This window comes from Veillonella magna DSM 19857 (genome assembly GCF_000428745.1).
Lineage (GTDB): Bacteria > Bacillota > Negativicutes > Veillonellales > Veillonellaceae > Veillonella_A > Veillonella_A magna.
This window is the reverse complement of sequence record NZ_KE386795.1, coordinates 192783-206986: the sequence shown is the minus strand read 5'-3', so window position 1 is coordinate 206986 and position 14204 is coordinate 192783. Positions and strand designations below refer to the sequence as shown.

Annotated in this window: 13 protein-coding genes; 3 read left to right on the top strand and 10 right to left on the bottom strand. The window is 42.5% G+C overall.

Going from position 1 to position 14204, the window contains the following annotated elements; genetic code table 11:
* Nucleotides 1-215: 215 nt before the first annotated feature.
* A complete protein-coding gene (locus G344_RS0107900) occupies nt 216-887 on the bottom strand; it encodes a hypothetical protein (protein WP_028255723.1) in 672 nt (223 codons plus the stop codon).
* 152 nt (nt 888-1039) lie between these two features.
* A complete protein-coding gene (locus G344_RS11080) occupies nt 1040-2059 on the bottom strand; it encodes a DUF362 domain-containing protein (protein WP_038155279.1) in 1020 nt (339 codons plus the stop codon).
* A gap of 369 nt (nt 2060-2428) precedes the next feature.
* Between G344_RS11080 and G344_RS0107890 the strand changes: the two genes are divergently transcribed.
* On the top strand, nt 2429-3922 hold the full coding sequence (locus tag G344_RS0107890; RefSeq protein ID WP_028255722.1) for a nucleotide sugar dehydrogenase: 1494 nt from the start codon (nt 2429-2431) through the stop codon (nt 3920-3922).
* 118 nt (nt 3923-4040) lie between these two features.
* Nucleotides 4041-5162, top strand: coding sequence for an NAD-dependent epimerase/dehydratase family protein (locus G344_RS0107885; protein ID WP_051245871.1), 1122 nt, complete (start codon nt 4041-4043; stop codon nt 5160-5162).
* A 100-nt stretch (nt 5163-5262) separates the two neighbouring features.
* Here the strand turns inward: G344_RS0107885 and G344_RS0107880 are convergent, their stop codons facing one another.
* Nucleotides 5263-5493, bottom strand: a complete 231-nt coding sequence (locus tag G344_RS0107880; RefSeq protein WP_028255720.1) for a hypothetical protein — start codon at nt 5491-5493, stop codon at nt 5263-5265.
* Between the two features lie 599 nt (nt 5494-6092).
* Between G344_RS0107880 and G344_RS0107870 the strand changes: the two genes are divergently transcribed.
* Entirely contained in the window at nt 6093-7121 is a 1029-nt protein-coding gene (locus G344_RS0107870) for an Rpn family recombination-promoting nuclease/putative transposase (RefSeq protein WP_051245870.1), read from the top strand.
* 644 nt (nt 7122-7765) lie between these two features.
* Here G344_RS0107870 and G344_RS0107865 read toward each other — a convergent pair.
* The 7 genes from G344_RS0107865 to G344_RS0107830 form a co-directional block, all read right to left on the bottom strand.
* Complete coding sequence (locus tag G344_RS0107865) at nt 7766-8374, bottom strand: DUF1659 domain-containing protein (RefSeq protein ID WP_028255718.1); 609 nt, start codon at nt 8372-8374, stop codon at nt 7766-7768.
* Nucleotides 8375-8534: 160 nt separating this feature from the next.
* Complete coding sequence (locus G344_RS0107860; RefSeq protein ID WP_028255717.1) at nt 8535-8774, bottom strand: hypothetical protein; 240 nt, start codon at nt 8772-8774, stop codon at nt 8535-8537.
* A gap of 211 nt (nt 8775-8985) precedes the next feature.
* Complete coding sequence (locus tag G344_RS0107855; protein WP_028255716.1) at nt 8986-9681, bottom strand: RNA polymerase sigma factor; 696 nt, start codon at nt 9679-9681, stop codon at nt 8986-8988.
* Between the two features lie 406 nt (nt 9682-10087).
* Entirely contained in the window at nt 10088-11005 is a 918-nt protein-coding gene (locus G344_RS11560; protein ID WP_051245869.1) for an ATP-binding protein, read from the bottom strand.
* Nucleotides 11005-12018 (bottom strand): hypothetical protein, encoded by a 1014-nt coding sequence (locus tag G344_RS11555; protein WP_051245868.1) that lies wholly within the window; start codon nt 12016-12018, stop codon nt 11005-11007. The genes G344_RS11560 and G344_RS11555 overlap by 1 nt, the downstream gene beginning before the upstream one ends.
* A gap of 482 nt (nt 12019-12500) precedes the next feature.
* The gene (locus G344_RS0107835; protein WP_211219563.1) at nt 12501-12977 is read right to left on the bottom strand and encodes a DUF4411 family protein; all 477 of its coding nucleotides are present in this window, start codon (nt 12975-12977) and stop codon (nt 12501-12503) included.
* 5 nt (nt 12978-12982) lie between these two features.
* The gene (locus G344_RS0107830; RefSeq protein ID WP_028255714.1) at nt 12983-14110 is read right to left on the bottom strand and encodes an ImmA/IrrE family metallo-endopeptidase; all 1128 of its coding nucleotides are present in this window, start codon (nt 14108-14110) and stop codon (nt 12983-12985) included.
* Nucleotides 14111-14204: the final 94 nt, after the last annotated feature.

Here is a 14204-nt window from a genome sequence, read left to right as displayed (position 1 = left end):
AAACAACATTTATATTTATAACTATATGATAAAACCTATATAGTAAAATCCATATAGTAAAAGGTCTGTAGCTATATAGTAAAAGGTCTGTAACACAATGGGATGCGTTTCTCATTGCGTTACAGACCTTTTTATATACACTACATTTCTATTACATTTAAATTATTCATACTAGTTTGCAATCATCGACATATATAAATAATTTACTTATTCTATCAATAATAGCGTGTTTCTATCTCGGCCTTTGGAATCGTCGCTCCATCACTGACCATACCAAACCAATTCGCCGTATTATCCCAGAACAACCTGACTGTTACTGGATCCTCATCAGTCCACGTCATATATGTCGGCAAATTAAAATCTACATGTACCTTCGTGAGACGAATATATAAATCTCCATCCACAACTCCTATATAATTTCTTGAGCTTTTGTGTAGAGGGCGATTCCACCCCATATTCCTCATACTTTGCTCAGACACATAAACAACATATGTTCCTTTATATTCCCCTACAATCCAAAAACCGTATCCAATAACCTTATTACCTTCTCTTGAAGTTACGACCCAAAAGCGTTTACCACTGGTAGTATCTCTTAATTCCTTAATATAAAAATCTATAGGTGCCATATTCATTCCCTCCGGATAGGGCAAACGTAGTACCGGCACATCTTTCCGACTGCTTATCAACTGAATAGATGAGTAGTAAGCATTCCCTTTTACCTTAAATGTAATCGTATCATTCATCTCTCCTTTTACTGTATATGTGCGCTCATGAAAACCAATATGATGCCAATCTTTAGCTAATGAAAAATTTCCGGCTAGAACACTGCTTCCAACACACCCTATTATCACTAACAGTAAGGCAATCCATCGTCGTATAATCATCATTTTCCTTCCCCCTACTTTCAATCACTACGTCCTATTCTTATATTGTTACTGTAATATCATTATACCACTTCATAATCTGCCCGTTCCTATTCCTGCGGACGTCCTTTCAATCCCACATCCTCGGGAACCAAGGTAACCGAACCGTCTTATACTTAGACTTGAAATGCATCCGGAACCCAAGTTCCTTTAATACCGGCTACCGCTTCCTGTGCAGTAATGACCGCATCATCATGGTCAATATCAATCAGACGGTATCTATCATGCCCCATATTCATTTCCTTCATGTAGGAAAGCTGGCGCAATCCGTGACGGGATTCCATCCGTTCTACCAATGCATGCTTGCTTTCTTCCGGTAGCGCATACACCAAATCAACGGAGGCCTGATCCACGGCCAACAAATCTACCGAGGCGACCATACCGATATCCGGGGTCACCACCGGTTCCGCCGCCGTCCCTTCGCAGTCGCAGGATACACTCATATTCCGCAATACGTTAAGGTAAGCAACATGGTGACCGAAATGGGTAATCGTAGCCAGTGTAGATTCCGTAATGCGCTCCATCAACTCTTCCTTGGCAATATCCCACATATCCGATTGATTCGGCGTGGTATGAATCATCTTCTTTCCTATACGGCCGTCGGCGCAACCGATGCCGATATTTTTATTCGACCCGCCAAAACCGCCTTGCACATGACCTTTGAAATGCGTCAACGCTAACAATGAATCGTATGTCAGCAAATGGGTTCCTACGCTCATCGCATCAAACCACTTGCCCTTCGGCACAGGCAGCTTCGTCGTTCCTTCCTCATCCATAATGTCTACCGGCGCAAAGTCCCAACCGTTGACCTCCAATGTATTCCGGTGCTGCTCCGTCGTATACCGTTCCCCTTCATAATAGGTATTGGTTTCCACGATAGACTGCCCTTGCAAACGCTTGACTATCAACTCTTTTACCCAAGGACGAGGAATAATATTCGGACCGTGAGGCTCTCCGGTATGCAGCTTAATCGCAATCTTACCGCTTAACACATCCTTGATGCGATCGTACAAGCGTACCAGTCCGGCCGGTGAAAGATCCCGCGTAAAATATACTACTGCTTCCTCGCCGGTGCGCGCTTCATACGGAACATATACATTGCCATCCTTGCCGGGTACTTTCTTTGTTGTTGCCATGAAAATTCCTCCCATCTACTATTGCTTCCTAACTTGTTTCACACACCTAGCATACGTTGTATGCCTAGTCGTCATTCCTACTTCTATGGTTTTATCATACTACCTATAGTCGACTCTAGGTCAAGAGGGAAAGTAAGCATATATAGTTTGGGAGGTCTACTACAAATATATGCGGCGCATACCATCTCTATTCATTAGCTAAGTTCTCCATGTATTCACCAACTTCTCTATTGTCATCAATGTTTATTTTTGGTAACATAAACATATAAAAATTCTGTAAAAATCTTTTTTGTTTATATTTTTTTACAATTTATCTCTTCATATGTTACTCAAAGTAACATATGTATATATTTCTAAAGGATGTGCCCTATGAAAACATTATCCCTAGCTAAATTAGCAGACACGCTTATTATCAGTCGTAAAGCAAAAAACTTAACCCAGCAGCAAGTCTCCGATCGCACCGGCATCAATCGTATCATGATCGGTCGTATCGAACACCAAGAATACACCCCTTCCATTGAACAATTACAAAAGTTAGCCGCCACGCTAGACTTTGATATTACCGATGTATTCGTGGAAGAAGCAGCCTCTGCCGCTACCGCCATCAACATCCCTACACTCAAAGAGGGCGGCTACTCCATTGCCGTAGCCGGTACCGGTTACGTCGGTTTATCTCTGGCTACGTTGTTAGCCCAGCACAACAAAGTCACTGCCGTAGACATCATTCCGGAAAAGGTAGACCTCATTAATCAACGTAAATCGCCGATTCAAGACGACTACATCGAAGCCTACCTCTCCGAAAAAGAATTAAACCTTACGGCCACCTTGGACGGAGAAGCAGCCTACCGCGATGCAGACTTTGTTATTATCGCTGCCCCGACTAACTACGATACCAAGAAAAATTTCTTCGATTGCTCTGCCGTGGAAGCCGTTATCGAATTGGTATTAAAAGTAAATCCAACGGCGATGATGATTATTAAATCGACAATCCCCGTAGGCTACACGAAACATGTGCGCGAAAAATACAATACGGAAAATATTATCTTCAGCCCCGAATTCTTGCGTGAATCGAAAGCCCTTTACGATAACCTGTACCCGTCCCGCATCATCGTTTCCTGCGATGAAACATCGGCACATAAAGCGCGCGTATTTGCCGCGTTGCTCCAACAAGGCGCCATCAAGGAAAACATCCCCACCCTCTTCATGGGCTTTACCGAAGCGGAAGCTGTCAAACTATTTGCCAACACTTACTTGGCCCTGCGCGTATCCTACTTCAACGAACTGGATACGTATGCGGAAATGAAAGGCTTGAGCACACAAAACATTATCGACGGCGTTTGCCTTGATCCTCGCATCGGTGCCCACTACAACAATCCATCCTTTGGGTATGGCGGCTATTGCTTGCCGAAAGATACAAAACAACTATTGGCCAACTACGACAACGTACCGCAAAATATGATGTCTGCCATTGTTGAATCCAATCGTACACGGAAGGACTTTATTGCCGATCGTATTTTAGAAATTGCCGGTACCTATGAAGCTAACAGTGCTTGGGACCCGGCTATGGAAGAAGCTAACCATAAAATTATCGGCGTATATCGTCTGACTATGAAATCCAATTCGGATAATTTCCGTCAATCCTCTATCCAAGGCGTTATGAAGCGCATCAAAGCCAAAGGAGCTACCGTAATTATTTATGAACCGACTCTCAAGGACGGTGAAACCTTCTTCGGCAGTAAAGTAGTAAATGACTTGGCTACCTTCAAAGCACAAAGCCAAGCCATTGTCGCCAACCGCTACGATGCTTGCTTAGACGATGTAAAAGATAAAGTATATACTCGCGATATTTTCAAACGCGATTAACCCTGAGAACATCAAAGTCAATCCCCTAATCGGGATGCACAAAAAAAGGGATACACCTTCCCCAATGAATATCTCTCAAAAAATCTATGAGTAGTACCTAAGAAAGGAGTCTCATCTCATGGTAACCTCTACCTCGACATCCTCTGCACCGGCCAAGACCGCCATTTCTCTTACCGGAAAAACCGTACTCGTTACAGGCTCTGCCGGATTCATCGGCAGTAACCTCGTCTTGGAATTACTTCGCACACAGTCGCCCATTACAATTATCGGATTTGATAATATGAGCGACTACTACGATGTGTCCATCAAAGAATGGCGGCTTCAACACATCGACGCCTGCGCCGCCGAACATCCGGACTCCACCTATCATTTTATTAAAGGAAACTTAGCCGACAAAGCCTGCATTGATCAGCTGTTCGCTACCTATGCACCGGATATCGTTGTCAATCTTGCTGCTCAAGCCGGTGTTCGCTATTCCATTACGAATCCCGATGCATATGTGGAAAGTAATCTCATCGGCTTCTATAATATTCTGGAAGCCTGCCGCCACTCCTACGATAATGGTGCTACCGGTGTGGAGCACTTGGTATATGCCTCATCCTCCTCTGTATACGGTTCCAACAAAAAGGTCCCTTACAGTACCGACGATAAAGTAGATAATCCGGTCTCCCTCTACGCTGCCACTAAAAAGAGTAATGAATTATTGGCGCACGCGTACAGCAAACTTTACAACATCCCTTCTACGGGCCTGCGCTTTTTCACCGTATACGGTCCGGCCGGACGTCCCGACATGGCTTACTTCGGATTTACCAATAAACTGTTGAAAGGTGAAACCATCCAAATTTTCAATTACGGCAACTGCAAACGTGACTTCACTTACGTTGACGATATCGTGGAAGGCGTAAAACGAGTGATGGAAAAAGCACCGTCTAAACAAACCGGCGAAGACGGTCTCCCGTTACCGCCGTATGCTGTGTATAACATCGGCAACAACAACCCGGAAAATCTCCTGGACTTTGTCACGATTCTTCAAGAAGAGCTTATCCGCGCCGAAGTCCTACCGGCCGATTACGACTTTGACAGTCACAAAAAACTTGTCCCTATGCAACCCGGCGATGTTCCCATTACCTATGCAGATACCTCTGCACTGGAACGGGATTTCAATTTTAAACCCAACACAACATTGCGCGAAGGTTTACGCCGCTTCGCACAATGGTACAAAGAATTTTATCGCGTGTAATATATCGTAAAACACCGTAGCATGTATCATAACAGCCTATAAGTAATCAACAATAAAAAGACGATCTTCCTTCAAATGGAAGACCGTCTTTTATTTTACATCACAACGTATCGTAGCGGCTATTTCTATCTCTTTCATCTAAGGCCTTCTTTTTAACATCAAGCCCTGCACTATCGTTCGTGTGTTCATACTGCCATTGTGCATGTGTGATTTCATAATTTTTATCCACTATATCTAATTTCAAACTCTGCTGTGTTGTAAAAAACTCCCTAGCGGCTGCATCATCAGCAATTTTAAAAAGTCCGTTCCCAATCTTTAAAAATTCATTCACATAATCAGCCTTAGCATCCGCTTTTGTTTGCTGCCATACAGCATACTCCTCCGGTGAGGTTACAATTCATGACCTCGCCAAAAAACATAATTTACTATAAAATATAAACCACATAACCAAGAGGGCAACCCATGTCTTGGTAGTCAAGCCTTCCTCTTTTTCTTCTCTCCCCAAAAAAAAGAAAAGCGATGCTCATATATCGCAAGAGTGTCATTCGTAAGACCTGACCTCTTAGATATATGAGCATCGCTTTATTTAAATTACGCTCTTCGATAGACCGAGCTTTCGTTGCGGATAGTCTCCTTTTTTTATGTGTTCATTCGCAAGACTTGACCTCTGAGACATATGCACATCGTAATAACAAAGATGCACTTGTATTGATCAACACCTGGAGTACGTATTAGCACCGAGAGTATATATTAACACTGAGCGTAGAATAATGAACAGCTGAGAAGTTAAGCAGGATAGACGTGGTCCTTCCTCGTATTATTATAGCAAGGAGGGATTGTATGATTACTAAACAATTTTTCAGATACTTCTCAACCAGTCATTATGCTTTTTCTATCGTTAATGATACAATAATAAAGGGAGTGTATTGAATGAACACGGCGAAATATAAATTGCCAACTATAAAAGATTGGCATTATAGCAGGGAGTTAGATTTAGGCGTATCACGATTTTTAGTACATGATAAAGCAAAGCTATACAATGCTTCGCCGTATCATATGCCGAAATGGCAGGATGCAACGATTACTGAAAACTTTTTGTTCGAGAAGGTAATGCACAATAAACGAATCTGCAAACGATTAATCGAAAAAATCTTAGGCATTACCATTCAGTCCATTGAGTTTCCTGAAGCTGAAAAATCAATTGCTATCCGTCGCGATAGCAAAAGTGTTCGCCTGGACGTATATGTCACTGATGACACAGGTCGAGTGTATGATATTGAAATGCAGTGTACGAATCCATTCGATAATGAGTTAGTAAAACGAACTCGCTACTATCAAGGCATGGTAGACATGGATCTCATTGACAAAGGGATGAACTACACCGATTTAAATTCGACGTATATAATTTTCATTTGTACCTTTGATTTGTTTGGACTAGGTTATCCCATGTATACATTTCGTAACATTTGCCTTGAAGATAACAAGTTAGAACTCAACGACGGAACAACGAAGCTTTTCCTTAACAGTACCTCTGTTATTCCCTACGAGTCGCCGGATACATTTCCCTATTCAAATTTGGATGATGATATTTTTTATTTCTTACAATACATTAACGGTCATGCACCACAAGGAAAATTTGTAAATGAAATCAATGCAGAAGTTTCTAAAGTAAAAGATAACAAAGAAATGGAGAAATCATATATGACATACGCAATGGAAATCGAAAGACACAGACGGGAAGCTAAGAATATTGGAATTAATATCGGAATCAATATTGGACGTGAAGAAGGCTTGGTTGCTGGACGCGAAGAAGGATTAGCCGCCGGCCGCAAAGAAAATTCACAAAAAATTGCCTTATCCATGCTAGAGGACAAGGCGTCCATACCGTTGATTAGCAAATACACCGGCTTAACCGAACAAGAAATTCATGACCTCGCCAAAGAACATAATTTACTATAAGATATAAACCATATAACCAAGAGGGCGACTCATGTCTTGGTGTCAAGCCTTCCTCTTTTTCTTCTCTCCCCCAAAAAAAAAAGAAAAGCGATGCTCATATATCGCAAGAGTGTCATTCGTAAGACCTGACCTCTTAGATATATGAGCATCGCTTTATTTAAATTACGCTCTTCGATAGACCGAGCTTTCGTTGCTGATAGTCTCCTTCTTTTATATATTCATTTACAAGACCTGACCCCTTAGATATATGAGTCTCGCTTTAAATATTATCTGTTAAGCTTCGAGAATTCCTATAGCTATATAACTAAACTTATACTCACCAAACACTTACAAAAATAAAATTAACCCTTTCATCCTCACCTTCCCACTAAAGAATGACTTTACTCCCTCTCTCCCAGAGGAAGTAATTCCCGCTTATCGGAAATACCGAGAAAACAGCGACTCATCAATATAATATCAAACCTTCCATCCTGCCTCCCCACTAAAGGTCGACTTTTCCATATCGGAAGCGTGTCATTCGTCAGACCTGACCGCTGAGATATAGAAAAGTCGCCTTTACTCATCCCTTCGCAAGACCGAGCTTTCGTTATTGATGAGCTGCTGTTTTATAATAAGGTGTAACCTATTATGCGGGCATCACTCTTTTATTTAAACAACAAACTTTCCGGTTTATATGTCATTGTATTAATGCGCACGAACCCTACAGAAGGATAGGCGAACAACGATGCCAGCTTATCACAGAGAATGTTTAACTCTTCATCCGTCTTCTTCGGACTAATATTATTAAACGCGACTAACTTTACCTTAGAAGACCCTTCACTTTCCACATTTAAACGCAGCTGCACCTTGGTAGTCGGCACCATGACGTCCCAATGCGGACCATGCATTTCCTCTTCCTCATCGTAATCATCGGAGATATCGCCGGATCCATCATCTACATCATGGGATTCATCATTGACAACATCAGGAGATTCATCATTGTTTACATCGCGTTCAGTATCAACTACACCGCGAGATTCACCGTCAACCACATCAGGAGATTCACCGGTAGCTTTCTCATCAGAGGCGTTATCAATTTCAGTACCAACCCCATCGGCCGTACCCTCTCTCGTAACCGCTGCCGCTACGGCACTACCGGCCTCATTAGCTCGTACACCATCACCCATAGAGTTATCTTCTTTAGAGGCTACTGCACCGGTATCCTTCACATCATTTACTTCTTCATTCATTGCATGTACCATTTCTTCACTCATACGTATCTCTCCTTATCACATACTCACTCACATTTATAATTTTTTCAAAATCACCGCTGCTATCACTTCCACCAGCAGCTTGATCACTTCTTTCATCGACATGTCATCACCCTTCTTTTCACACCGGAATTTGGTGAAAGGTAAAACCCAATGAATCAGCTTACTTCATTTCTTCCACGGTCGTGTGTTCCTTATGGGCACAAATATAACGCGTGGCTACCAAACCGGCGGAATCCACAAAGAAACCACCCATGGCAATGAAGCGCCCTACTTCATCGACGTCTTCCAAAGTAATCCCTTCCTTAGGCATACTGATGGGCACGCTTAAGGACATCTTCGTCGTATCATCGGTAAAATTCATTTTAATCACGTCAGTCGCTTTATGGTGTGTAGTAATCATAACTATACTCTCCTTTTCATCCCTGTACCGCCCCATGAGGCGGCACCTTCACAACAACATACTCACAAATCCAATCTCGATTCATTGGCATTTCATTTACAACACGTATACACCGCTATCTGCGGTGACGCACCTCCTTTTATGACCCCTGTTCCGCCATATCGTCATGGTCGTTCACCTCCCTTCAGTCATTGCTAAATCATCACTCTATTTAACATTCTTTATGCCGCTTTGCCAACATCCGCAACTTTTTTACGCAACTGTTACGGCGTTTATTCATAGTTTGCCGACTGATTCCTTTCCTCGCTGCCAGCTCCGCCACCGACAAGCCTTCATAATAAATGGCATAAATAATTTCCCGTTCTTCCTCATCCAACTCTTCTACCAGCGCATCCACCATAGCCTCTACCATATGACCGACAGCCACATGTTCCGTATCGTACGAAGTGCTTCCTTCTAATCCTATCGGCACCATCTCTTCACCGATTACGCCATCTTTGAAAAGCTCCTCTCGTTCCGCCACCTGCATAACACGTTTAAGCCCTTTCAACTTGCCGAAGAACAGAGAATGATTCAAATGGCACGTGAAAGAAAACCCTTTAGCCGGATCATATGAATTCACAGCTTTTACCGTAGCTATCCACACCAAATCCAGTACATCGTCCCCATAGCTCTTTCCTCGTAGACTGGCACAGCATTTTTGAATCATCGGATTGTATACTTTTAGCAATCGCTCATAGGCGCGTTGGTCACCGTGTTGCGCACGAAGCACCAAATCGTTATCCCGTTTATCAATGACTGCCCAATCCGGTGTAGGCTTCCTTGCAACACTATTTCTCGCGCTGCTCTGTTCCGTGCTCATTTTACATTCCTTCGGTGTTACAACATTATCTCTTCCATGTGTCATTACTTTTATAGCCTCCCTGCTTGTCTTTGCCTGCTTCACTTCGTGCCTATTCCGATTTTCCTCTGTACCCATGTCCATCGTACTGTATACCGGCTCCTTTCTGTTCCTCTTTACCCAATCGTGTGTTCTGAAATTTCTCACCTGTTGTTAATCGCGCCCTTTCTGCCATACACACCACTTGTTTTACGGTCGTAACGCATCACCTCCTTATGCCTATCTCTTGCCAACAGTTTCTTACTACATACCATTGACCCTAACACGATTCGCTGACTATCAACTTCTTTACACAGCAATCTTTTAAATCTGCAATCTCTTCACACAGCCGTATCCTACCACCCGCCGCCTAGTACAGCCGTATCCTACCACCGGTCGCTTAGCACAGTAGCATTTGCTAATTATCAATCGCTTAACACAGCGGTGCCATGCTATATGACTCTTGGCACGGCGACATCGTTCGTCTGTCCTCTCCGTCCAACAGAAATACTTCGCAACTCCCGGCCAAGCGACTGCAAATACGCTGACTGGCTATGCCGCCTTCCGCTTCAAACTCCTCCATCGTCAAATTTGACGTAATCACCATGGGCTTTCCTTCCGCATACCGCGCATCGATGATGAGTAACAGCTGTTCGCGCACCCAATCCGTATCGTGCTCCGCACCGAAATCATCCAGCACCAACAGGTCTACCTTGGCCAAGCTCTCCAGATACCGGGACTTTCGTTCATGGGAATGCACACACTCGCGCAATCGCTCCATCAAAAGCGGTACCGTGCAAAACGCACCGCTGCGATTGTTCTGTACCCACGCCTGTAATATGGCAACAGCCAAATGCGTCTTGCCTACCCCCGTAGGCCCGATGAGGAACAAACCGCGTCCACCGCTTGTTCCTGTGGACAGTGTCTTTCCGTAGGCTAACGCATCCCGATTCATTTCGTTACAGTCGTAATTCGCAAAGGTCATCGTTGCATAGAGCGCAGGAATCCGTGCTGCTTCTTTCAGTTCCGCCGAAGAAAACACATCCTCGTAGGCCTTCCCTGCTTGACAAGGCGCATACGACACATAGCCGTGGGCATCTACCTTGGCCGTATAGCCTTTGACCACGTGATCGCACGCGGCCCGTCCCGGACAGTGAAAGGTGCAATGCTCATTGCTACGGGCAAACTCCAACAACCGAAAAAAATAATTTTCGTTCTGCGCTACTGCCTTGTCCAAGGTAATGTGCTCCCGTGCCAACGCCGCGGCAATACGTGCTTCATCATCGGCTAGCAACGCCTCCTCCTTTACACCGGAAGGTGCTTTGGCAAGCAACGCCGTAAGATCCGTCATCAGTTCGTCGTCCCTCCCTTACGATACACAAAAGTGTGACGCCGTGCCTGACTACCTTCGCCTTTTCCCGAGGAGTTACTGCTGCGAGCATACCGCTTCGCCTGTTGACTGCGCGTTCCTTCCTCTTTGCGACGACGCTCCCAATTACGTATGGCACACTTCCAGTCCTTCATCTTCGACTTGCCAACCATCCAACCTTTGGAACCATAGAAATCTACGAATTCCTCAGGATCAATGTGATTGCTTCTCTCCTCGCAATAGGCACGCACCATCGCAACCGAAGGTGGTGTGAAACAACACTTCGGTATTTTCTTGGCTTTACCCTGCTCAGGCTTGCCTTTCTTTACTGTGGTTTCTTTAGTGTTGTCTAGTCTAGTCTTGTCTTGTCTATGTATGTGCCCACCTCGTTGCCCACCTTGCAGCTCACCTTGTAGTTCACCTCGTGGCTCATCTTGTAATTCACCATGTGACTCATCTTGCAACTCATCTTGTCGTACAGCCGGTCCATCTTCCGCTTGAATCATCGATACATGATTACCTTGTTCTACCGGTACATGATCAAGGGAATCTGTCGGTACATCATCAAGTGTAGTCGCCAATACATCTTTTTGTGTTTCAACCGGCATAGTTGTCGAGTTAAGTGGGTCCATCGACATGGGTGTCGAGTCAGGAATGATGTGTTCATTCGCTCTTCCTCCATGACCGGCACACACCATTCTGCTTCCTTCCTCTTCTAGCGGAATGATTTCATATAACGTAGACAAGCCACCCTTACGCGGCATGTAACGAATACGTCCGACCTCTTGCAAAACAGATCGCGCTCGTTTTACCGCAGATGGAGATAAGCCGGTAGCAGCGGTCAACCTTGCCATAGAAAGGGAGAACACCCGCTTCCAATAACAGCCATTGTTATAATGCATGAGCACAAACCATAACAATCTGGCCGGTGTGGGCATATCCGGATGTGACGCCAACCAAACGTGAAATCTGTTCAATTCTTCTATGTACTTCATTGTGAATCGCCTCCATAATTAGGAACTAATCAAGGGATTAAAAATTTACCCCTCTACTATATACAATCCCTCGAGAAGAGATTTTGTAAACCAAAATCTAAAAATTTTTCAAAAAATTTTTGAATCTACCAAAAAGCAAATAAATGAATCATCGTTATATGATTATTAATTCATAAAAACATTATCGAATTATACACTTATATTCAAACTTTACAACTCATACTTTTGTATAATTCTCATTTTACTTAACTTCAATTAGTCATAAAAATAATTGATTAGGCTTTCATTCTCGTATACTTTAATATATATTTTTGTACGACTATTTTATCTGCAATGACTTTACCCATAACTTTTTTTGTAAAGGAAATAAAAAATACGCCGCAAAAGCAGAGAGTGTTTACTCTCTGCCTTGGCGGCGTAGGTGTGGTATATTAAATTTAAACTATAAATATTCTTCCGTGCCTAATCGTATTGCCCTATAATTACATCCTAAATTGTAATTGCCGTAGCATGTCAAAAGGACTTATATAGGATACACTAAAAACTTGACAGATATTTGGAATCTTAACCTTTCTTGATTGTGAATCGACCAACTGCTCTAAAGTTACTACCGTATCTCCACGCGCTTTAGCTGTAGCAATAAGCCACGGATCTGCCTTTGATAAAAATTTATTCTTCTCCTCTGGCTTATACTTATCATTTGAGTTTACATAATTTACAATAGCTTGGTACTCATTAACAATTTCAATATTATCATTAGTTTTTATCACTGAATTATGCCAATTATTAGAAAACCATGAAGATAAATTATCCTTTCCATCGTTAATCTCATCTTCAACCCAATCAATTGTTTTAATTGAATTGCATCGGGATAAAAAAGCCCAAAAAGAAGGAGCAATATCGAAACCATAATATAAATTTTTGGCCGTTATGAGAGTATTAGTATCTATTAAATACACCACTATTACATCCCCCCATTCCGACTAGAAGTCAATTTATCAATCACTTTATTATATGTATCGCCCTTAACTCCCAATAAATCATACGCATCACCATACAACAACTCTCCGCTCTTGGCCGCTCTATCTACAGTAATGCCAAATGTCCTACCGACCCTGTATACAGAGGTTTTATAAAAATCTCCTCCCGATTTTTTCTTCTTTTTTTGATTCCAAAACTTCTTATAAAACTCTTCCACCAAACTATGATATATTGGTTCACTAATTGCATGGTAGGTAAATGCGATTCTATAAATTGTTAGTTCACTTACTTTTAAAAGGCTCGATAGCTTACCATAATCCTCTTTGTGTTCACGCCATTCATTTAAGAATATTTTTTTAGGAACCAAGAAATTTGCAGCGTAGCGATTACAAATAACTTCGTGATCAATGTTATTCGTTACACCCTCTTGCCCTAAAAGGATATGACAAAATTCATGCAATAATGTAAATAAGCGAGCCGCATCTGTATCAGCACCATTAATAAAAATGATGGGGGCATAGGGATCTAAAAGGGTAAATCCCCTAAATTCATCCACTCGTAATTTTCTGGATGTATTATTCCCCACAATGCCATTAATAAATACAGATATCCCTATATTCTCTAATCGCTGTATTAAAACAGCACTTGCTTCATTCTTAGTTCTTAATTTTTTTTGCCAACCCTCATACAAATCCAGCATTTTATAAGAATCTGCTACCATTTTATCAATATCGATACCATCGTAAGCACCAATAAAAGAAAGCATAGGATATTCCTCTTTTTTACGATACTCACTCAACCAATCTTGTCTGAGTCTCATACTGTTGATAGTATCAACTAATTCTCTACTATATTGCATACTTTCCTTAGTCGTTACAGTTCTGAACGCAGGCATGTCGTTAGTAACTTCTTTTGGGGGCTGCGTGAGGAATAAATACCCTATAGGCACTCTTGTGTACTTAGCAAAATCTTTAACCTGATTCATTGTAGGCATAGCATCCCCGCGCAGCCACTCACCCAACTTCGCATACCGCTTTTCTAATTCTTCATATGGCTTCTGGCTATAGTTTATGACCCATCGCAACACCTCAGGTTTAATAGATACTCTCATCAGCCCACCTCCTTTCGATACCTAGCTTATACTATTTTCAGTATAAGCTGTTGTTACTTATTATGCAATGAATTTTCCTTATCTTGAGTAAACC